Annotated in this window: 20 protein-coding genes, 1 tRNA gene and 1 pseudogene; 8 read left to right on the top strand and 14 right to left on the bottom strand. The window is 65.4% G+C overall.

The window, feature by feature from the left end:
• Positions 1 to 154: 154 nt before the first annotated feature.
• The 6 genes from EYW47_RS11670 to EYW47_RS11645 form a co-directional block, all read right to left on the bottom strand.
• Positions 155 to 1,339: a tyrosine-type recombinase/integrase gene (locus EYW47_RS11670; RefSeq protein WP_133194994.1), complete on the bottom strand. Its 1,185-nt coding sequence runs from the start codon at positions 1,337 to 1,339 to the stop codon at positions 155 to 157.
• 166 nt (positions 1,340 to 1,505) lie between these two features.
• Positions 1,506 to 1,581: transfer RNA gene (locus EYW47_RS11665), tRNA-Ala, on the bottom strand.
• 88 nt (positions 1,582 to 1,669) lie between these two features.
• Positions 1,670 to 1,978, bottom strand: coding sequence for a c-type cytochrome (locus EYW47_RS11660; RefSeq protein ID WP_240763660.1), 309 nt, complete (start codon positions 1,976 to 1,978; stop codon positions 1,670 to 1,672).
• Between the two features lie 56 nt (positions 1,979 to 2,034).
• On the bottom strand, positions 2,035 to 2,832 hold the full coding sequence (locus EYW47_RS11655; RefSeq protein WP_133194992.1) for a BON domain-containing protein: 798 nt from the start codon (positions 2,830 to 2,832) through the stop codon (positions 2,035 to 2,037).
• A gap of 27 nt (positions 2,833 to 2,859) precedes the next feature.
• Positions 2,860 to 3,447, bottom strand: coding sequence for a phosphoheptose isomerase (locus EYW47_RS11650; protein ID WP_133194991.1), 588 nt, complete (start codon positions 3,445 to 3,447; stop codon positions 2,860 to 2,862).
• A 193-nt stretch (positions 3,448 to 3,640) separates the two neighbouring features.
• On the bottom strand, positions 3,641 to 4,150 hold the full coding sequence (locus tag EYW47_RS11645) for a YraN family protein (RefSeq protein ID WP_240763645.1): 510 nt from the start codon (positions 4,148 to 4,150) through the stop codon (positions 3,641 to 3,643).
• Positions 4,151 to 4,187: 37 nt separating this feature from the next.
• On the opposite strand from EYW47_RS11645, the gene rsmI reads away from it, so the two are divergent.
• The gene (gene rsmI, locus EYW47_RS11640; RefSeq protein ID WP_133194989.1) at positions 4,188 to 5,081 is read left to right on the top strand and encodes a 16S rRNA (cytidine(1402)-2'-O)-methyltransferase; all 894 of its coding nucleotides are present in this window, start codon (positions 4,188 to 4,190) and stop codon (positions 5,079 to 5,081) included.
• A gap of 234 nt (positions 5,082 to 5,315) precedes the next feature.
• Here rsmI and EYW47_RS11635 read toward each other — a convergent pair whose 3' ends face one another.
• Positions 5,316 to 5,918, bottom strand: a complete 603-nt coding sequence (locus tag EYW47_RS11635) for a septal ring lytic transglycosylase RlpA family protein (RefSeq protein ID WP_133194988.1) — start codon at positions 5,916 to 5,918, stop codon at positions 5,316 to 5,318.
• 733 nt (positions 5,919 to 6,651) lie between these two features.
• Between EYW47_RS11635 and EYW47_RS11630 the strand changes: the two genes are divergently transcribed.
• From EYW47_RS11630 to EYW47_RS11620, 3 genes are all read left to right on the top strand, one after another.
• Complete coding sequence (locus tag EYW47_RS11630; RefSeq protein WP_133194987.1) at positions 6,652 to 7,329, top strand: MBL fold metallo-hydrolase; 678 nt, start codon at positions 6,652 to 6,654, stop codon at positions 7,327 to 7,329.
• A gap of 67 nt (positions 7,330 to 7,396) precedes the next feature.
• Positions 7,397 to 8,041 (top strand): 3'-5' exonuclease family protein, encoded by a 645-nt coding sequence (locus EYW47_RS11625; protein WP_133194986.1) that lies wholly within the window; start codon positions 7,397 to 7,399, stop codon positions 8,039 to 8,041.
• Between the two features lie 90 nt (positions 8,042 to 8,131).
• Entirely contained in the window at positions 8,132 to 8,602 is a 471-nt protein-coding gene (locus EYW47_RS11620) for an Lrp/AsnC family transcriptional regulator (RefSeq protein ID WP_205710056.1), read from the top strand.
• A 47-nt stretch (positions 8,603 to 8,649) separates the two neighbouring features.
• Here the strand turns inward: EYW47_RS11620 and EYW47_RS11615 are convergent, their stop codons facing one another.
• From EYW47_RS11615 to EYW47_RS11605, 3 genes are all read right to left on the bottom strand, one after another.
• Positions 8,650 to 9,840: a cation diffusion facilitator family transporter gene (locus EYW47_RS11615; protein ID WP_133194985.1), complete on the bottom strand. Its 1,191-nt coding sequence runs from the start codon at positions 9,838 to 9,840 to the stop codon at positions 8,650 to 8,652.
• A gap of 250 nt (positions 9,841 to 10,090) precedes the next feature.
• A complete protein-coding gene (locus tag EYW47_RS11610; RefSeq protein WP_133194984.1) occupies positions 10,091 to 10,399 on the bottom strand; it encodes an H-NS histone family protein in 309 nt (102 codons plus the stop codon).
• Positions 10,400 to 10,798: 399 nt separating this feature from the next.
• Positions 10,799 to 11,473 carry a HugZ family pyridoxamine 5'-phosphate oxidase gene (locus tag EYW47_RS11605; RefSeq protein WP_133194983.1) on the bottom strand — a complete coding sequence of 225 codons (675 nt, stop codon included), beginning with the start codon at positions 11,471 to 11,473 and terminating at the stop codon, positions 10,799 to 10,801.
• A gap of 222 nt (positions 11,474 to 11,695) precedes the next feature.
• Here EYW47_RS11605 and EYW47_RS11600 point away from each other — a divergent pair, with 222 nt between their 5' ends.
• The gene (locus EYW47_RS11600) at positions 11,696 to 12,913 is read left to right on the top strand and encodes an MFS transporter (protein WP_133194982.1); all 1,218 of its coding nucleotides are present in this window, start codon (positions 11,696 to 11,698) and stop codon (positions 12,911 to 12,913) included.
• 120 nt (positions 12,914 to 13,033) lie between these two features.
• Here EYW47_RS11600 and EYW47_RS11595 read toward each other — a convergent pair whose 3' ends face one another.
• Both EYW47_RS11595 and EYW47_RS11590 read right to left on the bottom strand, forming a co-directional pair.
• Positions 13,034 to 14,179 carry a branched-chain amino acid ABC transporter substrate-binding protein gene (locus EYW47_RS11595; RefSeq protein ID WP_133194981.1) on the bottom strand — a complete coding sequence of 382 codons (1,146 nt, stop codon included), beginning with the start codon at positions 14,177 to 14,179 and terminating at the stop codon, positions 13,034 to 13,036.
• Between the two features lie 728 nt (positions 14,180 to 14,907).
• Positions 14,908 to 15,054 (bottom strand): annotated as a pseudogene (locus EYW47_RS11590) (nitronate monooxygenase); the annotation flags it as partial.
• Between the two features lie 410 nt (positions 15,055 to 15,464).
• Between EYW47_RS11590 and EYW47_RS11585 the strand changes: the two are divergent.
• Together EYW47_RS11585 and EYW47_RS11580 are read left to right on the top strand one after the other, a co-directional pair.
• Positions 15,465 to 16,163, top strand: a complete 699-nt coding sequence (locus tag EYW47_RS11585) for a dienelactone hydrolase family protein (RefSeq protein WP_133194980.1) — start codon at positions 15,465 to 15,467, stop codon at positions 16,161 to 16,163.
• Between the two features lie 170 nt (positions 16,164 to 16,333).
• On the top strand, positions 16,334 to 17,848 hold the full coding sequence (locus EYW47_RS11580; RefSeq protein ID WP_205710055.1) for an amidase: 1,515 nt from the start codon (positions 16,334 to 16,336) through the stop codon (positions 17,846 to 17,848).
• 73 nt (positions 17,849 to 17,921) lie between these two features.
• On the opposite strand, the gene EYW47_RS11575 is transcribed toward EYW47_RS11580, so the two are convergent.
• Both EYW47_RS11575 and EYW47_RS11570 read right to left on the bottom strand, forming a co-directional pair.
• Positions 17,922 to 18,233, bottom strand: a complete 312-nt coding sequence (locus EYW47_RS11575; protein WP_133194978.1) for a high-potential iron-sulfur protein — start codon at positions 18,231 to 18,233, stop codon at positions 17,922 to 17,924.
• Positions 18,234 to 18,535: 302 nt separating this feature from the next.
• The gene (locus EYW47_RS11570) at positions 18,536 to 19,642 is read right to left on the bottom strand and encodes an NAD(P)/FAD-dependent oxidoreductase (protein ID WP_133194977.1); all 1,107 of its coding nucleotides are present in this window, start codon (positions 19,640 to 19,642) and stop codon (positions 18,536 to 18,538) included.
• 1,201 nt (positions 19,643 to 20,843) lie between these two features.
• Here EYW47_RS11570 and EYW47_RS11565 point away from each other — a divergent pair.
• The gene (locus EYW47_RS11565) at positions 20,844 to 21,287 is read left to right on the top strand and encodes a hypothetical protein (RefSeq protein ID WP_377785270.1); all 444 of its coding nucleotides are present in this window, start codon (positions 20,844 to 20,846) and stop codon (positions 21,285 to 21,287) included.
• Positions 21,288 to 21,299: the final 12 nt, after the last annotated feature.

Below are 21,299 nucleotides of genomic sequence, written 5' to 3'. Positions count from 1 at the left end.
CACGTATAAGCGTGGAGATACTGCCTCAATAGTTTCCTCGAAGCTGCCAGAGCAGGGCTTGCCAGCAGCTGTCGTACATCGACGACGGGCGAAGTATTGCGCGCCTTTAAACACGTCGTCAAGCACTTTTTTGAGCATTAATTGCGCGAATATTCTAATTTTCGCGCAGCTTGTCCAAATAGTCCGCCCATTCCTGCATCATTTTTCTCCGCTCATCCAAAAACTTCGTCCGGTTGTACGCGGTGCCCAGCGGGTCCGGGACGCTGTGCGCGAGCTGGTGCTCAATGACCTCGGGCCGGATGCCGAGCCGCTCGTGCAGGATGGTCCGGGCCATCGCCCTGAAGCCATGCCCCGTCTGCTCTTCCCGGGTGCTGATGCCTGCACGCTTCAACGCCACATTCACCGTGTTGCCCGACATGGGCTGCTTCTTGTCGTCCCTGCCCGGAAACACATAGTCCCATCGCCCTGTCATGGGTTGGAGTTCACGCAGGATGGCGACCGCCTGCGTCGCGAGCGGGACAAGATGTGGCGTCTGGGTCTTGCCGACGATGTAGCGCCATTCTGCTGCATCAAGGTCGACCTCCGTCCACCGCATGGTTCGCAGTTCAACAGGCCTGCAAAACAGATACGGCGCTAACCTGAGGGCACACTTGACTGGAAATGTGGCGTTCACTTCATCCATCTTGCGCAGCAGCGGGCCGATTTTCTCGGGTTCCGTGACGGCCGCAAAGTGGCCTGGCCTAGCCGGCGGCAAAGCGCCTCTGAGATGGTCAGTGGGATTGCTGAGGGCCTTGCCGGTAATCACCGCGTACCGGAAAACTGCCGAACAGTTCTGGAGTGCCCGATGCGCCGTATCCCGCGCGCCGCGGGCCTCGATGCGCCGCAGGCACGTGAGTAACTCCGGCGCCGCGATGTCCGAGATGGGCCGCTTTCCGAGCCATGGGAAGATGTCGTTCTGGAGCCGCGCGATGACCTTGTCCTTGTGAGACCGGGCCTTGTCGGCCATCATGCGCTCGAACCATTCACGCGCGACCGTTTCGAAGTCGTTGGCCGCACTGGCGAGCCTGGCCGCCTTGGCTGCCTTCCTGTACGCGCTCGGGTCGGTGTCGTTCGCCAGGAGCTTGCGCGCCTCGTCACGCCTCGTCCGCGCATCCTTCAGGCTGACTTCCGGGTATCGCCCGAACGACAGCCGCTTCTCCTTGCCGTCGAAGCGGTACTTCAGCCGCCAGAGTTTCGACCCAATTGGAGTGACCTCGAGATACAGCCCACCCCCATCCCAGATGCGCTGGGTTTTGCCAGTGGGTCTGGCGTTCCTGATGGCGACGTCCGTGAGGGCCATTTGGGGGCATCCTGCGGCGGGGGCAGAGGCCTATGCCCCATATGCTGCCCCAACTTTCGCCGAAATGCCACCGGATGTCGTTGGACAACCCTGGACGTAAAAAAGGCTGGAAGCCCCGTCAGATAAGGACTTTCCAGCCTTCGCTAGATTTCTTCAGACTTCAATTTGGTGGAGCGGATGAGGATCGAACTCACGACCTTCGCATTGCGAACGCGACGCTCTCCCAGCTGAGCTACCGCCCCACTATCCAATCGATTCTAGCACAGCTATTTTTGCTTGTGCCAAGCACCAAAATTGCGCGATCTCAAGATTTTGAGCACCTCGAAAACGCTACTTTGAAGCCGGCGCCCCGGCCAACACCCAAGCCACGACATCGCGAACATCCCCAGCGCTCATAGCAGGATGCGAGGGCATAGGAATAGCCCCCCACACCCCAGCCCCACCGTCCCGCACCTTCTTCTCGAGCTTGGCCTGCGCCCCGGCATCGCCTTTGTACTTCGCAGCGATATCCTTAAACGAAGGCCCCACAAGCTTGCGATCCACCGCATGACACCCCATGCAGGCATTGGACCGCGCGACAGCCATCCCATCGCCAACAGCAGCCAAAGCCGAAGCAGACGCCCCCAACCCAACAAGCATCACCCCGAGCAACCCAGCCACCACCCGCCCACTCATCACAGCAGAACGCATCCCCATCACATCGTCGCCCCATTGCTACCCGGATGCGCGGGCGACGACTCCATCACCGGCGCTGGCGCTTGCTGATCGAGCGGCCGCGAGCTCACCCCAGAATCCGGCACAGCCCCCACCTGCGGCGCATCGGCGGCACTAACAGGCGCCGGCGTCGGCGCATTCCCATTCGCCTGGCCATTCGCCGCCATCGCCTGCTGCGGCTGGATGTACTGATAGCACTTCACCACCTGCATCACCCCCGGCACCGTGCTAGCAGCATTCGCCGCAATATTGCCTTCGTCCACGGTCACGAGGCCCATCAAATAGATCACACCGCGCTCGCCCACCACTTTGAAGTTATTCGCCGAGATGTCCTTGTACAAGACAAGCTCGCTTTTCACACGCCCTTCAAGATACGAGTCATTAGCGCGCGTCGAAAACGAACTCGCCGGCTGCACCGCCAGCTCATTCACGATCGACCCCACGTTCGCGATATTGCGCACGATGACCTCGGCCTTCTGCTTAGAAGCCTCGTCGGGCACCTCACCCGTCAGCAGCACGCGCTGGTTGAACACGGCCACATTCAAATGCGAGCTATCGGGCAACCCGCTAGTCAGGTCCTTGAGCGCCTTCACCTGGATCTCGCGGTCCTCGGTCTGCGCGCCCACCGTGCGCCGGTCGGTCGCCACCAGCGCGGTCCCACCCGCCGCGGCGCCCGCAACGGCGAGGAAGCAGCCCTGCAGGCTCGCGCACAGCGAGGCAGCAAAGCCGATCGTCAGCGTGGTCCGGGCCAGCGCGCGCGTCATGCTGTTTCTGCTCATCAACTCCCTCTCCTTCGTCCTTCGGTGTCAGTCTTCGCCCAGCAGCATCGCGTCGATGCCATCGCACAGGCAGTGGATCGTCAGCAGGTGTACTTCCTGAATGCGCGCGGTCCGCTCGGACGGCACGCACAGGTGGATGTCGGTGTCTGCGAGCACGTCGTTCACCGTGCCGCCACCCTTGCCGGTCAGCGCGATCACGATCATTTCGCGCTCGTGCGCTTCGTCGATGGCGGCCAGCACGTTCGCCGAGTTGCCCGAGGTCGTGATGGCGAGCAGCACGTCGCCGGGCTGGCCGAGCGCGCGCACCTGTCTCGCGAACACCTGGTCGTAGGCGTAGTCGTTCGCCAGTGCCGTGAGCACGGAGGCGTCGGTCGTGAGCGCCAGCGCCGGCAGGCCCGGGCGGTCGCGCTCGAATCGGCCGATCAGCTCGGCGGCAAAGTGCTGGGCGTCGGCGGCCGAGCCGCCGTTGCCGCATGCAAGAATTTTGTTGCTGTTCGCCAGCGCGGTGAACATCGTGTCGACCGCTGCGGCAATCGGCACGGCCAGGGCTTCCATCGCGGCGAGCTTGACGGCTGCGCTGTCGCGAAAGTGCTGTTGAATTCGTTCGACGGACATCGACTCTCTAATCTGTACTGCGTGTATCTTGAATATTCCGCGTGAATGCGGTGTGGCGCAAGTTTATCGCACTCAAGCGCGTTCTCTTCCGGCGTTCTTTTCTATACGCGTTTTTCAGGCCATTTTTCGCGCGAGGCACCTGAACTGAACGCGCCTGGCCGCGCTCGATCGCATCCGCTTACGTTGCGCCCGTTCAGCGCCCGTCTTCGCGAAACGCGTCGCGCAGCCACGTGAGGCGCCCACCTTCGAACGTCACCACGTCGAAGCGGCACGCCGCCGGCAACGCTTCGCGCGCATGCGAGCGCATCGCCAGGTAGTAGCGCGCCGCGCGCAAGATCCGCTGCTGCTTGTGCCAGCCCACGCTCGCCGCCGCGCCGCCGTAGCCGTGCCGCGTGCGTGCGCGCACTTCCACGAAGACGAGCGTGCCGTCACGATCGCGCATCACCAGGTCGATCTCGCCCGCACGGCAGTACACGTTGCGCGCGACCAGCACCAAGCGCTGGCGCTGCAAAAATACCAACGCGTGCGATTCAAAGCGCGCACCTGCCTCGCGGCGTTCGGCGTTGGACCGGCCTTGCGCGGAAAAGTTGTCGCGCCGCGTACCTGCGCGCGCATCCTCGCCCACGCCTGCGCGCGAAGCCCATGCGCCTTCCTCGCGGCGCTTCGCGCCGTCCTCCGCCGCGCGCTCCCCCACATGGCACAATGGCGGCCTCCTTTCCTGCGTTCGCGCGTTCCGTGTCATGACGTCCCTCCTCGAACTCGCACAGACCCAGCAATACCCGGCCGCCACGCTATACGTCGTGGCGACCCCCATCGGCAACACGGCCGACATCACCTTGCGCGCGCTGCACGTGCTCGGTCTCGTCGATCGCATCGCCGCCGAGGACACGCGCAACACGGGCCAATTGCTCGCGCGCTACGGCATTTCGAAGCCGCTCGTCGCCGTGCACGAGCACAACGAGCGCGAAGCGGCGCTGCGCGTGATCGAGCATCTGCGCGCGGGCGAGCGCGTGGCCTGTGTCTCGGACGCGGGCACGCCAGGCATCTCGGACCCGGGCGCGAAGCTCGTCGATGCCGTGCGCGCCGCCGGTTTCCAGGTCGTGCCGCTGCCGGGCGCGAGCGCGCTCGCCACCGCGCTTTCCGCGGCGGGCGACTGGGTCGCGACGTTCACGTTCCTCGGCTTTCTGCCGCCCAAGCCCAAGCAGCGCGCGGCCGCGCTGCAGGCGCTCGCCGACCATGCGCACGCGATGGTGTTCTACGAGGCGCCGCATCGCATCGTCGAGACCGTGCAGGCGCTCGCCGATGCATTCGCCCCGGCGCGGCGTCTGTTGATCGCCCGCGAGTTGACGAAGCTACACGAGGCGATCTGGTGCGGCACCCTGGCCGAAGGGCCAGCGTGGCTCGCGGCCGATGCGAACCGGCAGCGCGGCGAGTTCGTGCTGGTGGTGGAAGGCGCGAGCGCGCAGGCCTCAGGCGAGGCGGATCACGACGCGCTGCTGCGCGTCCTGCTGGAGGAAGTGCCGGTGAAGGGCGCGGCGAAGATCGCGGCGGCGCTCACGGGTGCGTCGCGCAACGCGCTCTATGCGCGCGCGCTCGAGCTGAAGAATGAGGGCGGCGAGGAAGACACGGACTGAACCGCTAGAACGACAAACGGCGACAAACGGCGACAAAAAGCGACAAAAGGCGCGCATCGAGCGATGCAGCCGCCAGAGGCGGCAGAAAAACTGAGGGGCCGCGTCGATAGTTCGACGCGGCCCCTTGCGTATCCAACTCTGAAGTCATCCGATGTGCGCCATCCGGCGCGCGTCACGCGCCAACACGGACGAAACACAGGGAATCGATTACGCGCCTCAAGAGCGCGGCGAATCTCAGTTGCTGGTCGAGTTCGCGGCCAGCATTTCTGCTTGCGCGGCCTTCGCTTCCTGGCGCGAGAGGCCTTCGATGTTCACCTTCGCGGTGCCCGCGTGCTGCAGGCCCAGCACCTTGGCCGCCGCGTACGACAGGTCGAGGATGCGGCCACGCGCGTACGGTCCGCGGTCGTTGATTTTCACCACGACCGACTTCGAGCTGTTAGCCACGGTCACGCGCACGTACGAGCCCAACGGCAGCGTGCGGTGCGCGGCGGTCAGCGCCCGCATGTTGAAGCGCTCGCCGCTCGCGGTCTTGCGGCCGTGGAACGGCCAGCCGTACCACGAGGCGCGGCCGGTCTGGTGGAACGAGCCCACGTCCGGCGCGTTGTCGTCGATCGGTTGTGCGTCGGCAAGCGAGTTGTCCTTGCCGGCGCCCGAGGCGGGCAGCGCCGCAAGCGCGGAGCCGTAGCTCTGCGGCGCGGCGAAGGCCGTGTGCGCGTCCCTGGTGCTGAGCGCGTCGCCCTGCGCCTGGTTCTGTTGAGCAGGCGGCATGGCACAGCCGGCCAGCACGGACACGGCAGCAAGACTCCCGAGTCGTCGTCGAGATAGTCCGAAGTTCATAAGTTAGCCATCACGTTTCGGAGCCGTCCCGCGCCTTGGTTGCGCGTTCGTGGATGGCCCCGGCGGTCGCAGGCAAAAGAACACCCCACCCGCCGATCGATGAAAAAAGGCGAGCGAATGCCAATACCCGGATGCGGCCCCATATGCCGCTAACCGCTGGTTCTATTTCACGTCTGGCGCAACCTGTCCCCGGCAGCCTGACCAGACCCCACATGCCGCCATCGAACGTGATGTACACGTTCAGGCACGCCGGTGACACACGGCGTACAGGAACGGCGGCGTAGGCCCCACCCAGCGTCACGGCAGCAAGTCCGTGGCAGGCGCGCGGCGCCTGGCTGGGCAAGACGTGTGGTGCCGAACGGATCGGCACCTGATTTGCCGTCTTGTAAGGCAGCCTGTTTAGCCAGCCTTCTTCGACGGCACTGCTTGACGGCGATGTATTACGACCCCGTTTTAACTGCGGGTCACATCGCCCAGTGAATGCACGCGTAACGTGCTTGATGCATCGCATTATACCTAAAAGTAATTCTTGCCATCCGTACCTGGTAGAAAACTCCATGATTTTTCACTATTGATGTAACAAAGCCGTTTGTCTTGCCCATCCGGGCCATCGGCGCGCCTTGTCTGACAAGGCAGGCGCCTGCGCCTCGGCGAGCGCAGGCGGCGTCGTGCGCGCCCCGGTACAATCGGGACTTTGGGCCGCGTAGGCCCACGTCATCCACGAGCCGCGCGCATGAAAGTCACGCTGATTCCCGTCACGCCGTTCCAGCAAAACAGTTCGCTCCTCGTCTGCGAGGCAACGGGGCGCGCCGCCGTCGTCGACCCGGGCGGCGACCTCGATCGCATCGAAGCCGAAATCGCGCGCCAGGGCGTACAGCTCGAAAAGGTGCTGCTCACGCACGGCCACCTCGACCACTGCGCGGGCGCGAAGGAACTCGCCGAAAAGTTCGGCGTGCCGATCATCGGGCCGCATGAGGACGAGCGCTTCTGGATCGATCAGTTGCCGCAGCAGAGCGTGCGCTTCGGCTTTGGTCACGCGCAGGCATTCGAGCCGGACCGCTGGCTCGCGGACGGCGACACCGTGCAGGTTGGCGAAGAGGAGTTGGAGGTCTATCACTGTCCCGGACACACGCCTGGGCACGTCGTGTTCTTCAGCCGCAAGCATCAACTCGCGCTGGTGGGCGACGTGCTGTTCGCGGGCTCGATCGGCCGCACCGACTTTCCGCGTGGCAATCACGCGGACTTGATCCGCTCGATCCGGGAGAAGCTCTGGCCGCTCGGCAACGAGGTCACGTTCGTGCCGGGCCACGGCCCGGTTTCGACTTTCGGCGAGGAGCGCCGCACGAATCCTTATGTAGCAGACAGCGTGCCCGGCGTTTCCGGTGGCGCGAGTCAGGCGCCCTGGGGCTGAGCGCCGGGCCAGTCGGGCACCCGCTCACGCTCACCGGCACGCGTCAAACCGTCAACGAATCCAGCCCATGAATCCAGCGAATCAAGCCGCCATTGAAGAGATCTACGTCAGCACCGACGTCGAGGCCGATGGTCCAATCCCCGGCCCGCACTCGATGCTGAGCTTCGCGTCGGCGGCCTACACCGCCGACAAGCGTCTGATCGGCACGTTCTCGGCCAATCTCATGACGCTCGAAGGCGCGGCGCCGCATCCGGTGCAGGCCGCCTGGTGGGAGACCCAGCCCGAGGCGTGGGCCGCCTGCCGCAAGGATCAGCAGGATCCGGCCGCGGCGCTCAATACTTATGTGGAGTGGGTGGAAGCGCTGCCCGGCAAGCCCGTGTTCGTGGCCATGCCGGCGGGCTTCGATTTCACCTTCATGTTCTGGTACATGATGCGCTTTACGGGGCGCTGCCCGTTCTCGTGGTCGGCGCTCGACATCAAGACGCTCGCGTTCGCCATGACGGGCCTGCCGTACCGCAAGTGCATCAAGCCGCGCTTTCCGAAGCACTGGTTCGACGATCACCCGCACACCCACGTCGCGCTCGACGACGCCATCGAGCAAGGCGCGCTCTTCTGCAACATGCTCGCCGACCTGCGCGCGCAGCAGGCCGGGCTCGCGGCGGCCGCCACCTCCGATGATGGGGACGCCTCAGGGCAAAAAGCCGTCACCTGATTGCCAAATTAGGAAATCTGCCTCGTCAGGTGCGGTTTGCATTGCGTTTCGTTTTTCCGGCCTCTAACATTCGGGAATACGGCGACGCACATGGAGGCGCATTTGACACTCGATACGTTCTCTCAGAAGATCCTGCGCCTGTTGCAGCTCGACGCGCGCCGCTCGGTGCAGGAAATCTCCGATCAAGTGGGGCTCTCCAGCACGCCATGCTGGCGCCGCATCAAGGACATGGAACAATCGGGCGTGATCCAGCGCTACACGGCGCTGCTCGATCGCGAGAAATTGGGCCTGCATGTCTGCGCGCTCGCGCATATCCATCTCACGCGGCACACCGAGGGCGGCGTCGAGGAGTTCGAGCGCGAGATCGCCACCTGCCCCGAAGTGACCGAGTGCTACAGCACGACCGGCGAATCGGATTACATCCTCAAGATCGTCGCGCCGGACATCAAGGCCTACGACGCGTTCCTGCACGAGCGCATCTTCCGCATTCCGGCCGTCGCGCAGGTGCGCACGAGCGTCGTGCTTCGCGAAATCAAGTTCGATACGCAATTGCCGCTGTGAGGCGCGGCTCGGCAAACTAGCGCCGCTCGGCTCGGCGGCGCAGCGCATCATTGATGCGCGCCGCGCGACGCGCTTGTCGATCCCGCCGCTGACGTGGCCACCGATGTCGCGACCTGCACCGCTTCCACCTTGCTCGCGCCGAGCTTGCGCGCGAGCGCCTGCATGTCGACGCCATCGAGGCGCCGCGCCTCACCCTGCGCCGACAGCACGGCCTGAATTTCGAGGCCCGTGCTCAGGTAGTGAAGGGTCACCGCCTCCACACGCACGCCATGCGCCGCGAGCGCCTCGCGCAGCGCATTCTCGACTTCGCTGCGCGGCGGCTGGTTCGCGACCGAGCGCACGTGCATGTCGTCCTCGGGATCGACGTGGATCAGCGCGTCGAGCACACGCGGGTCGGTGAGCAGACGCGCGCGCGCCGTTTCCGCAATGTAGTGCCCCTCCGAAACCGAGATGAACGGATCGACGAGGATATGTGCGTCCACGAGCGCGAGGTCGCCGGTCTTGCGCGTGCGCATTTCGTGCACGTCGAGCACGCCCGGCGTGCCGATCAGGAGCGTGCGCAGGTCGGTGGTCGTGGCTTCGTCGAGCGCGCGGTCCGAGAGGTCCTGTAGCGCGTCCCAGCCGAACACCCAGCCCATGCGTGCGACCATGAAGCCGACGATGGCCGCCGCGATCGGATCGAGCAGCCGCACGCCCATGAGGCTGCCCACGATGCCGATGGCGACCACGAGCGACGAAGCCGCATCCGAGCGCGCATGCCAGGCGTTGGCGATCAGCATGGCCGAGCGCACGCGCTGGGCCTCGCGCAGCATGTAGCGAAACAGAGATTCCTTGGAGACGAGCACGAGCACGGCCACGGCGAGTGCGCTCGCATGAACCGGCGGAATGTCGCCGAGATGGGCGATACGCGTGCCGGCGCGCGCGAGCATACCCACGCCCACGGCAATCAGAATTGCGCCGAGAAATAATGAAGCAACCGTTTCATAACGGCTGTGGCCGTAATTGTGATCGGCGTCTGGCTTTGCGCCGCTATGGCGGTTCGCGAGCAGCACGACGAAATCGGAAACGAGATCGGAGAGCGAATGGACGCCGTCGGCGATCAAGGCCTGCGAATGCGCAAACACGCCGACTGCGATTTGCAGCACGACCAGCACGGCATTGACGCCGACACTGACAAGCGTGGTCTTGCGCGCGACGCGCTGTTTATCTGATGACGATACGGCGGTGGTAGTGGACATGCGATTCAATGCGCGAACGTGGAATAGCCGCGATTGTAATGGCCCTACCATGACGAATTCGAGATAACCCTGGAAACCTCTTTTAAATCAGGCGACTACGAGAACACTTCGTATTCGCGTTCACTGCTTTGCGAGATTACTGAAAGGCGGCGGTAAGCAGATAACAAAAAAGCCGCGCATGTCCCCGTGACGGCGCGGCCTTTTCGCTTGGCGGGCCGCAAGGCCCAATTCCGGATGTAGCAGAGGCGATTTACTTCTGAATCAGGAATTTCTCGCGGTCCTTGCCGGCGATCCAGCGCGGTGGCTTGCCACGGCCCGACCACGTGCTGCCGCTATCCGGGTCGCGGTATTTCGGCGCGACGCTGGCGCGCGAGCGGCTGGCTGCCTTGGCGCCCTTGCCCGCTGCACGGCCGCCGCCGAGTTCAGCCAGCGTAATGCCGTAGTCGGCCATTTTCTGCTTGATCTCGTCGAGGACTTCGGCATATTCACGTGCCTTAGCCTCTTCAATCTGCTTCTCGAGCTTCTCTCGCTGTGCGAGGAGTTCCTTGTAGGAAGACATAGGTATCCTGGTGGTTTGTTAATTAATGGCTACCGATCTTGCGTCAGTATGCCGATTGACAGATGATTTGCCTCGGAAATTGCAGGCGAGATTAACACAGAATCGAATGTCGCGAAAAGCACGGGCAATAAAAATAATTAAAATGCTTTAGGCTCCGTTCAGCACGGCATCAACGCCGGAAGAGCTTTCATTTCGTGCAAATCGGTATTTTTACCCAATCGCCCTTTTTCCAGATAAATCCCGTTCCCATAATTCGCAGGGCGTGAAAATTAATTGAGAAAAAAACCGCAAACATTTCATCCCATGCGAACTTTCGCCTGAACCCGCTTATTATCTCCAAATCTCGCAATGCACTATGCGTGGCAGCAGACAGCGTCCGCCGCCTTATCGTCAAAATAGTCAGGTCGCGTGCCGCGCGAGGCAGTCGGCTAGCACGGCATGCAAGGATTGCGTGTCACCCTGCGGTGCCTCGAAAACATAGCGCGTGCGCACGCCGTCGATTGAGAGATCGGCGCCGTAGCGGTCCACGCCCAGCAGCGCAAGACCGTCGCGTCGCGCCGGGTGCGCCTCGAAGAAGCGGATTAGCGCGTCTTCCTCGTCGGCCGCGAGCGGATCGAGCGTGTCGAGATCCGCGCCGTCGAGCCAGCCCATCGCGCCAAAGCCGGCGATGTAGCGCAACCGCTCCACGCGCATCGTCCAGAACGTGAAGTCGCCGAGTGCGAGATAGCGCGCCGCGTCCGGGTGGTAGCGCAGGTAGCGGCGCGCAAGCGGCGCCTGCGCGTCGGCGCCGGCCTCGCTCGGCTCGAACAGGCCGAGCAGGGTCATGCGCGGCGCGTTCAGCACGTCCTCTCCGCCCAACTGCGCGACGAGAAAACCGGCACGCGGATCGTCTTGCAGATTGCGCGTGTGCTCGGCAAGCCGGCTCACGAGGATGACGGGACGATGCCGCGCGTCGGGCGCGAAGGGCAGCAGCGTGGGATACGGGAAGCCCTGCGGCTCGCGCGTATGGGTGGCGAGCGTGCCGGTGGAGGTCTGATGCAGCAGATGCAGCGGAGCGTGAGCGGGGATCTTCAAGATAATGTCCTCGATCGATGAGGGATCGTTGGGCGTAACACGAGACTGAACCCGGCCGCCCGCATTGAGCCGATTGCGCCATCCCACTATTAGAGCAGGCCGGGGCGCCGCAAGCAGCCCGCGCGCGCCTTCGCTAGAATTTCCGCTTGCCTTTCAAAAAGCTGATTTGCCGGAGTTTTCTGAGCCGATCGGCTCCGCCGTTGCCCAACACCAGGATTTCCCGTGTCCGACCGCTCCACCGACGCGGCACTCGCCGTGCCGCCCCATGCCGTCCACCGCGCGCTGCCCGCCGCCACGCGAGCGCGTGCGCGCGTCGCGACCATGGCGCTTTTTTTCATCGCCGGGATGATGTACGCGTCCTGGGGCGTGCACGTGCCCACGGTGCGCGACAAATTCCATCTGAGCGCGGCGTTGCTCTCGTACGCCCTCTTCGCGGTGGCGGGCGGCTCGATCGCGGCCATGACGACCATCGGCGGATGGATCGCGCGCGCGGGCACGCGCCGCGCCTGCCTCACGGGCGGCCTCACCATGTCGGCGTGCGGCGCGCTGATTCTCGTCGTGCCGTACTACTGGATGCTGCTCGTCGTGCTCGCCCTGTTCGGCGTCGGCATGGCCACGCTCGACGTCGCCATGAACGCGGAGGCGAGCGCCGTCGAGGAGGCCGTCGGCCGGCCGATCATGTCCGCGCTGCACGGCATGTTCAGCCTGGGCGGCATGGCCGGCGCGGCCATCGGCGGCGCGCTGCTCGCGCACGGCATGGCGCCCGCGCTGCATCTCTTTCTCGCTTCGGCCGTGGCCGCTCTCGTGCTGTTCGTTTCCTGCCCCGCCGTGCTCCCGCACGTGCCGCACGCCACCCATGGCGAGCATGCCAAGACCGGCAACCGCTGGCGCACGCCCGCGTTGTGGGCGCTGGGCGGGATTGCGCTCATCGCGTTGATCGCTGAAGGCGCGATGTACGACTGGGCCACGGTTTATATGCGTGACGTCGTGCGCTCCACGCCCGCGCTGGCGAGCGCCGCCTACGCGGCGTTCTCGGGCGGCATGGCCGCCGCGCGCTTCGCGGGCGACGCCGTGCGCGCACGCTTCGGCGCGCCGCAACTCGTGTTCGCGAGCGCCTCGCTCGCCTGCGCGGGCATGATCGGCGCGCTGCTGCTGCCGTTTTCGTTCACCGCGCTCACGGGCTTCACGTTGATGGGCCTCGGCCTCGCCAACATGATGCCGGTGCTGTTCGCCGCCGCCGCTCGCGTGAAGGGTATCCACGCCGCCGAAGGCCTCGCGCACGTGGCGGGCATCGCTTATTTCGGACTGCTGTTCGGGCCGGTGGTGATCGGCGGCATCACGCAAGTGACCAATCTCACCGTCGGGCTCGCCGTCGTCGCGCTATGCGCGGCCCTGGTGGCGTTCGCCGGGCCGAAGGTGCTCAGGCGGCTGGGGATTTGAGGCCAACGACAGCCGTCGAAGCATTGAGCCATCAAAAGCAAAAGCCCGCGAGGCCGCAGACCCGCGGGCTTTTTCACATTGCCTAACGCAGCGCACCGCACGAAGCGGTGCAAAGCGCAATTACATCTTCACCACGTCGAGCAGCGACTTCTTGCCCGCCTTGTAGTTGTACAGCGAGATCACGCCGTGCTTGAGGTCGCCCTTCGAATCGAAGGTCGTCTCGCCAATCACGCCCTTGTAGTCGGTGCTCGGCATTGCCGCGAGAATCTTCGCCGGATCGGTCGAGTTGGCGCGCTTCATCGCGTCGACGATGATGTACACCGCGTCATACGTGAACGGCGCGTAGATCTGGATCGGCGCGCCGAAGCGCTTCTCGAACTTCGCTTCGAACGCCTTGCCGCCCGGCATCTTTTCGAGCGCCATGCCCGCTTCCGAACACACGATGTTGTCGGTCGCGTCGCCGGCCAGGTCGGCCAGCTTGTCGGTACAGACGCCGTCGCCCGCGAGCACCTTCGCGCGCAGGCCAAGCTGCTTGGCTTGCTTGGCGAACGGGCCGCCGGTGGCGTCCATGCCGCCGTACATGATCGCGTCGGGGTTCTCGCCCTTGATCTTCGTGAGAATTGCGCGGAAGTCCACGGCCTTGTCGTTGGTCGCGTCATGCGAGAGCACGTTCATGCCGAGCGACTTGGCGGTCTTCTCGAATTCGTTCGCGAGGCCCTGGCCGTAAGCGGTCGAGTCGTCGACGATCGCCACGCTCTTGAGCTTCATGGTCTTCGCGGCGTAGTTCGCGAGCGCCGGGCCTTGCTGCGCGTCCGTCGCCACCACGCGATAGGTGGTCTTGAAGCCCTGCTGCGTGTAGGCCGGGTTGGTGGCCGACGGCGAGATCTGCACGATGCCCGCATCGCTGTAGATCTTCGAAGCCGGGATCGAGGTGCCCGAGTTCAGGTGGCCCACGACCGCGACGACCTTGTCGTCGACGAGCTTTTGCGCCACCTGGGTGGCAGTACGCGGGTCGGCTGCGTCGTCCTGTGCGTCGAGCACCAGCGTGATCTTCTGGCCGCCGATCGTCAGGCCCTTCGCGTTGATTTCCTCGACAGCGAGGCGTGCGCCATTTTCGTTGTCTTTGCCGAGGTGTGCGATCCCGCCCGTCAGCGGCGCGACGTGGCCGATCTTCACCACTTCATCGGCGCTGGATGCCGTTGCAAATGTCGCGAACAAAACGACAGCCGCGCTAATCGGCAACAGCTTGTGAAGCTTGATATTCATGTAAGTCTCCGGTTTCGAACCCAAAAGCAACGTAATCGCCCTGTGCCCCCGCGCCCCGAACGTGTCGCTCCCCGTGCGGACGACCACGCAGGATGCATCCTTGATGCACCTGGCCAGTATGGCGAAAAGCCCGTTCATGGCGGACTGCCCATCCATACTTGCGCGCAAGTGTAGGTGATCAAATTAATTGTGGGGATTTTTTTCAGATATCGGGGCGAGTACCAATAGGCTTTCACCCAAGTGCTTCGAAAGCCTGATCAATCGGTCCGCAAGCCTTGCCCTGCAAGGGTCTGAGAAGAAGTTTGCAATCCTTTCGAAAGCATTTTCCAGGCTCCGCCCAAAGTTTTTCGGGATTTTTGCGGGGTATCCGGCAGAGGCGAAATGCACGGCGCGCGATACGGCAACGTTTGCTTTTCAAATTCTCCCGTATGCATCGAGATTAGCCGAAATTAAAGTCAGCCCTCGATTAATTCGCAGCGCACAAAAATCGTTGCGCGCGCCAGGGTTTTCTCGCATCGGGCATGCGAGCGGCGCGCGAAAGCACGTTCGGTGATCGGCGTTGCAAAGCCGGCATGCGTGCGTTTGCCAACACACGCGTGCACGGCGCACAACGGCACGAAAGGCTCAGACTTCGCGCAGCTCGCTGGTCGCGAGCCGGCGCAGCGTTGCGCGCAATTCGGCGTCGAGCGCATCGACGAGCTCAGCAGCGCCGAGGTTGGCCTGCCGCAGGCGCGCAAGCGCGTCTTCCAGTCGGCGGGAATCGCGCTCTCTGCGCAGCCGAGAAACGCCGTGCCCATCTGCACGCCCTGCGCGCCCAGCGCGAGCGCGGCGGCAATGCCGCGCCCGTCCATGATGCCGCCCGCGGCTAGCACGGGCGTCGTCGGGCCGCCGGCCATCGGGCCCTGCACGAGCGGCAGGCGCAAGCCGAAGCGCCGGCTCAATGGCGTGGTCAATGCCGCAACGGCGGCGCTCTGAGACGCGGAAACGGAAGTCATGTCGATACCCTGCTGATGGAAACGCACCCATACGCGCGCCGTGCTGGCCGTGCTGGCGAGCCGCCCGGAAAGCGCAACGCGCACACGCGCGCTGGCCGGGCGCCAGCCTGAAATCGCACCGGGCGCGACGCTGAGGCGACTTTAGCGGAGCTCGCCACGCCCGAAAAATGAATAATCGAGATTGTTACGATCCGCTTGCGATAACGAGGCGCGCTGCAGGCTCGGCGCCGGCGTGGCAAACTGGCTCCCCGTTTTGCTGCCCCCCCCCATTCGCGTAGAAGGAGAGCAACGTGAGCGTATCGACCAAGTGGATCGACATCCCCGCCGGCAAGGACAGCTTCGGCGCGTATCTCGCCCTGCCCAAGGGCGGCAAGGGCCCGGGCATCGTCATCATTCAGGAGATCTTCGGCGTAAACGGCCACATTCGCGATGTGGTCGAGCAATACGCGCTCGACGGCTACGTGGCCATCGCCCCCGACATCTTCTGGCGCGCCGCGCCGCGCGTCGAGCTCGACTACACGGGCGCGGACCGCGACCGCGGCATCGAGCTGATGAAGAAGATCGACATGAACCTCGTCGTCGAGGACATCGCGGCAACGGCCGCCACGCTGCGCAAGCTGCCCGAGTGCACCGGCAAGGTCGCCGCCGTCGGCTACTGCCTTGGCGGCCGTCTCGCGTATCTGGCCGCCGCGAGCGGCTCGGTCGATGCGGCGGTCTCGTACTACGGCGGCGGCATCCAGACGCAGCTCGATCTCGCCGACAAGATCAAGCAGCCGATCCTGTTCCACTACGGCGAGCTCGACCACGGCATTCCGCTCGACGCGGTGGGCCAGGTGAAGGAGCGCTTCGCCGGGCGCGACAACGCCGAATTCCATATCTACCCGGGCGCCGATCACGGCTTCAACTGCTCGGTGCGCGCGTCGTACAACCAGAATGCGTCGGCGCTCGCGCACGGCCGCACGCTGACGTTCCTCGCCGAAAACCTCTAAGCCGCAAGAGCCCGGCGCGCGCGGCTTGCGCGCAGGCCCGGCATGGCAAGCGGCCATTGCGGCAGAATCGCTGCAATGGCCGCTTTCGTTTCATGGCGCCTGAAGCCTTCATCGGCCAACCGACTTATCGGCCCGCTGAATTCAACGACGCCCCCCAAGGAGTGCGCACCTTGCAGTCCGACTATCTGGAATACGACGCCATCGGCCTGGCCGAACTCGTGCGGCGCCGCGAGGTGAGCGCGCGCGAGCTGCTCGACACCGCGATCGCGCGCGCCGAGGCCGCCAATCCCGCGATCAATTCGATCGTGCTCAAGGACTATGACGCCGCGCGCAAGCGGGCGCTGCGCATCGAGGCGGGCGGCAACGGCTTCGACACCCTCGCGCAGGGGCCGCTCGCCGGCGTGCCGTTTCTCGTCAAGGATCTGGGCGCGGCGGTCGCGGGCCTGCGCATGACGTTCGGCAGCCGCCACTATCGCCATTACGTGCCGACGGCCGACGCGCCCGTAATCGAGCGCTTTCGCGCCGCGGGCCTGAATCTGTTCGGCAAGACCAGCGCTTCAGAGCTCGGCCAGATGCCGTACACCGAGCCCGAGCTATTTGGCCCGTGCCGCAATCCGTGGAATCTCGACCACACGCCGGGCGGCTCGAGCGGCGGCGCGGCCGCGTCGGTCGCGGCCGGCATCGTGCCGCTCGCGCATGCCTCGGACGGCGGCGGCTCGATCCGCATTCCCGCGTCGTGCTGCGGGCTCTTTGGCCTCAAGCCGTCGCGCGGCAATCAACCGCCTTCGGACGTGCCGCCGTCGCCGGGTGAATTGGGCGTCGATCTCGCCGTGTCGCGCAGCGTGCGCGACAGCGCACTCGTGCTCGACCTGCTCGCCGGCGACCCCGCTCGCGCGCCCGGTGCGCCGGGCACCTTTCTCGCGGCGGCGCGCGAGCCGCTCGACGGCGGCAAGCCGCTCGCGGTCGCCTTCATCACCGAGCCGCTGTTCGCCGACACGCTCGCGCCCGACGTGCGTGAAGCGCTCGACAACGCGGCCGCGCTGCTCGCCTCGCTCGGGCACAACGTGGAGCCAGTGAAGCTCGGCGTGGATTTCGCGGCGGCGCGCGAGGCGTTCCTGATGCTGTGGTCGGTGGTCGTCGAAAAATACGTGTTCGAGGCCGACTCGATCACGGGCAAGAAGCCGCGCCGCGAGGACTTCGAGATCTCCACCTGGGCGATGGCGCTCGTCGGCCGCAAGCTCGGCGAGCGCGCTCTGCCCGCCGCGCTCGAGACGCAGCAGCGCATCACGGCGCAGATCGCCGACCTGATGACGCGTTTCGACGTGATCCTGTGCGCGACGACGGCCGCGGCGCCGGTGAAGATCGGCGAGCTCAAGCCCACGCCTTCGGAGCGCATGCAGATGCGCGCCGTCAGCGCGATGCCGATGGATGCGCTAATGAGAAAACTGCTGACGGAAGCCGCGAACAAGGCCTTCGCGTGGGCGGGCTGCACCGAGCTGTTCAACATGACGGGGCAGCCTTCGATGTCGGTGCCGCTCGCGTGGAATACGCGCGGCCTGCCGATCGGCGTGCAATTCGCGGCGCGCGAAGGCAACGATGCCTTGCTGCTGCGCCTGGCGGCCCAGCTCGAAGCGGCACGCCCGTGGTTCGCACGGCGGCCGCCTCTGCTGATGGCGCGGGTCTAGCCCAGAAACGCTTGCGCGCGCATCGATGCGGCGCGCCGCTTCCAGGTCTGCCCGGCACGCCGGGCTCGGGCGATCAGGCCTTCTTGTTGTAGGCGCTGCACCAGCCCTTGCCCGCGACCTGCTTGCCGGGGAACATCGGGCAGGCGGCGTAGGCGTCGGTGGCCTTGCCTTGATAGAACGTGCAGTTGCTGCAATCCTGGCCGGCGGCGTACTTCGCGAACTTGGCCTTGTCGACCTTGGTGGCGTCGGCCTTGTAGCCGAGTGCCTGCGCGGTGGGTTCGGATTCGCCGACCTTGGGCGCGTCGGCGAAAGCCTGGCGCGACAGCGCGACGGTTGCGGCAACGCCAACACTCGTGATCAGAAAGCTGCGGCGGGACGATTTCATGAGCAGTACTCCAATATTGTGGGCACACCGTTCTGCCGACGGCGTGGCGAGAAGAATAGCAACGAAGCCGCCATGCGTGCGTCAGGAATTCCGGAGATAAGCGATTCGCATTGTGGAAACGATGCGCCACGTGATGCGCCACGCGCGGGGATGCCGCCCGCGAGGCGTCGGGGCGCGCAGGCGGTGCTGAGGATACGGGGCCGGCAAAACACGGCGGCCGATCTGGCCGATCAGTCCGATCAGTCCGATCAGTCCGATCAGTCCAATCAGCCCGATCAAGCCAATCAGTCCAATCAGGCCCCTCAGGCGTGCCCGGAGATTTCGCAGACGCGCTGGGCGATGGCGAGCGACGCCGTGAGCCCTGGCGACTCGATGCCGAACAGGTTCACGAGCCCGCGCACGCCGTGCGCCGCGCCGCCCTGGATCACGAAGTCGGCGGCGCTCTCGCCCGGGCCCGAGAGCTTGGGGCGGATGCCCGCGTAGGCGGGCTGCAGCGCGCCGTCGGGCAAGCCTGGCCAGTAGCTGCGGATCTGCGAGTAGAAGGCTTGAGCGCGGCGCGGGTCGACGTCGTAGTCGATCGCATCGATCCACTCCACGTCGGGACCGAAGCGCGCCTGGCCGCCGAGGTCCAGCGTGAGGTGCACGCCGAGCCCGGCCTCGTTCGGCAGCGGGTAGATGAGGCGCGAAAACGGCACGCGCCCCGAGACGCTGAAGTAACTGCCGCGCGCGAGATAGAGCGGCGGGATATGACGCGGGTCGAGCCCGCGAATGCGCTTGGCGATCCGTGTGGCGTGCAGACCCGCGCTGTTGATGAGGCAGGCCGCGCGGATTTCGGTGGGCGCGTCGCCGCCCGTCTTGATCACGAAGCCGTTCGCGGTCGCGTCGACTGACTCGACCGGCGACTTGAGCGCGACCACAGCGCCGTCGCGCTCGGCGTCGCCTTGCAGGGCCAGCATCAGCTGATGGCTGTCGACAATGCCCGTCTGCGGCGAATACACCGCCGCCACGCATTCGAGCGCAGGCTCGAGCGCGAGGGCCTCCGTCTTGTTGATGCGCGTGAGGTCGAACACGCCGTTTTCCTTGCCGCGCACGCGAATCGCCTCGAGTTGCGCGACCTGAGCGGGCGTGGTGGCCACGAGCAGCTTGCCGCAGCGCTCATGCGCGACGTTGCGCGCCGCGCAGTACTCGTAGAGCATCTCGCGCCCGCGCACGCATAGCGTCGCCTTGAGCGAGCCGCGCGGGTAGTAGAGCCCCGCATGGATCACCTCGCTGTTGCGCGAGCTGGTGCTGGTGCCGATCGCGTCGGCGGCCTCCAGCACGATCACTTCACGTCCGCGCGCTGCCAGGGCACGCGCCACGGCGAGGCCGACTACGCCCGCGCCGATCACCACACACTCGATCTGATCCATGTCCTGCGTCCGCCTCCGGCGAATGAGGCGGCGGCTGCTCGCCGGCGCCGCCATGAGAAAAATTGTACGCCTCGTGCAAGGCGTGCTCGACTCGAATACTCGCCGGATATGCGGGCAAATCCACGCATCGCGCATACTCTTGCGAGCCAGCCCGTGTCGGCGCATGCCTTGGCTATCGATCGGCAACTTCGATTAAATGACGTTCATCGTTGCAATGAAAATAACAATCTCTTCCATAGTAGACCTCGAAATGCACCGTTGTTGCCTCTATATTACAAATAGTCACGCGCGGCCCCGATGAAGCGGCGCCGCGCTGTCCCCATTTGAAATCGATGTCCGCGGTCCGGCGTTTGCGAACCCGGTATAGGATCGAAGGTCATAAGGAACCCGCCCCGCCGTTGCGAGCCCGCACTGCCGACTCGCGCGGCACGCGTGCATGGAGCCTGCCGATATGACGTTGTTGAAGAATTGCCTCGCCGCTGTAGTGTTCGCCGCTGCCGCCGCATGTGTGAGCGCGCAGACGGAGACGCAGGGTGTGGTGCAGCCCGCGGTTCCCGCCTCTCAACCGAAGGTGCACGCCGTTCCGGCCCCCTCTGCCGGGACCGCTCAGCAGCCAGCAGCGCAACCGGCTCAACAGCCGGCGGCACCGGCAGCATCGAAGCCGGCCCCCCACCCCGTTCACAAGCGCCCCCATAAGCCCGCTCACAAGCCGGCGTATGAACCCGCTTATGAGCCCGCTCCCCAGCAGAATGCGCAGCCCGCCGTGCAGCCCACCCTCACGGCGGAGCCGCCATTGCTGCCGGCACCGGCATCACAAACGAGCGTGCAGCCCGCACCGACGCCGCAGCCAGCCGCGAAGTCCGCGCCCGCGCCGCAGCCAGCCGCAAAGTCCGCGCCCGCGCCACAACCGGCCGCGCAGTCCACGCCCGCGCCGCAACCAGCCGTGCAGTCCGCACCCGCGCCACAACCGGCCGCGCAGCTCGCACCTGCGCCGCAACCGGGCGTGCAACCCGCGCCAGCGCGGCAGCCCGCCATGCAGAGCGCGCCCCAGCCATACACGCAGCCGGCACCCGCCCCGCAGCCGTATGCACAGCCAGCCACGGCGCCCGCACCCGCACCCGCACCACAGCGCACCGCACAGCCAGTGCCGGTAACCACGCCGCAACCCGCCGCACAGCCGGCGCCAGCGTCGCAGCCCTCTATGCAATCCGCCGAGCAACCCGTCGTCCAGTGGACGCTGCAGATACTCCGCGACGGCCAGTTGATCGATTCATTCGACGGCACGACCACGGTCGGCCAGGCGCGCACCGACACCCATCACAAGGTCGTTTCACACGATGTCGGCTGCAAGGACCAGCCCGCCGGCAGCATCGACCTGCAGCGCACCATCACGGTCTCGCCGTTGCGGGCGAACCGGACCGAGTCGATCCTGGCGATCGAAGCCCAGGAGACAATCGAAGGCGACGTCGCGCCGCAAACCCCGGAAGGCTGCAAGTTGCCGCCCACGCCGCGCCAGGTGCACGCCAGCCATCCGGGGCTCGTCGTGCCCGCGGGCCAGTGGGTCGACTGGCCCATCATCGACAAGAATCCCAAGTTGCTCTACCGGGTGCGCGCAAGCCTCGCGCCGCCATCCCAGCAGCCCTGAGATACTGCCCGG

Origin of the sequence: Paraburkholderia silviterrae, from assembly GCF_004353915.1 — a bacterium.
Lineage (GTDB): Bacteria > Pseudomonadota > Gammaproteobacteria > Burkholderiales > Burkholderiaceae > Paraburkholderia > Paraburkholderia silviterrae.
Note: the sequence above shows the minus strand (reverse complement) of the source record. Positions and strands in the feature narration are given on the sequence as shown.

Coding starts and splice junctions, on each gene's coding strand:
- EYW47_RS11670 (WP_133194994.1), bottom strand. CDS start 1,339: ATGGCCCTCACGGACGTCGCCATCAGGAACGCCAGACCCACTGGCAAA.
- EYW47_RS11660 (WP_240763660.1), bottom strand. CDS start 1,978: ATGCTTGTTGGGTTGGGGGCGTCTGCTTCGGCTTTGGCTGCTGTTGGC.
- EYW47_RS11655 (WP_133194992.1), bottom strand. CDS start 2,832: ATGAGCAGAAACAGCATGACGCGCGCGCTGGCCCGGACCACGCTGACG.
- EYW47_RS11650 (WP_133194991.1), bottom strand. CDS start 3,447: ATGTCCGTCGAACGAATTCAACAGCACTTTCGCGACAGCGCAGCCGTC.
- rsmI (WP_133194989.1), top strand. CDS start 4,188: ATGACGTCCCTCCTCGAACTCGCACAGACCCAGCAATACCCGGCCGCC.
- EYW47_RS11635 (WP_133194988.1), bottom strand. CDS start 5,918: ATGAACTTCGGACTATCTCGACGACGACTCGGGAGTCTTGCTGCCGTG.
- EYW47_RS11630 (WP_133194987.1), top strand. CDS start 6,652: ATGAAAGTCACGCTGATTCCCGTCACGCCGTTCCAGCAAAACAGTTCG.
- EYW47_RS11625 (WP_133194986.1), top strand. CDS start 7,397: ATGAATCCAGCGAATCAAGCCGCCATTGAAGAGATCTACGTCAGCACC.
- EYW47_RS11620 (WP_205710056.1), top strand. CDS start 8,132: ATGGAGGCGCATTTGACACTCGATACGTTCTCTCAGAAGATCCTGCGC.
- EYW47_RS11615 (WP_133194985.1), bottom strand. CDS start 9,840: ATGTCCACTACCACCGCCGTATCGTCATCAGATAAACAGCGCGTCGCG.
- EYW47_RS11610 (WP_133194984.1), bottom strand. CDS start 10,399: ATGTCTTCCTACAAGGAACTCCTCGCACAGCGAGAGAAGCTCGAGAAG.
- EYW47_RS11595 (WP_133194981.1), bottom strand. CDS start 14,179: ATGAATATCAAGCTTCACAAGCTGTTGCCGATTAGCGCGGCTGTCGTT.
- EYW47_RS11575 (WP_133194978.1), bottom strand. CDS start 18,233: ATGAAATCGTCCCGCCGCAGCTTTCTGATCACGAGTGTTGGCGTTGCC.
- EYW47_RS11570 (WP_133194977.1), bottom strand. CDS start 19,642: ATGGATCAGATCGAGTGTGTGGTGATCGGCGCGGGCGTAGTCGGCCTC.
- EYW47_RS11565 (WP_377785270.1), top strand. CDS start 20,844: ATGCAATCCGCCGAGCAACCCGTCGTCCAGTGGACGCTGCAGATACTC.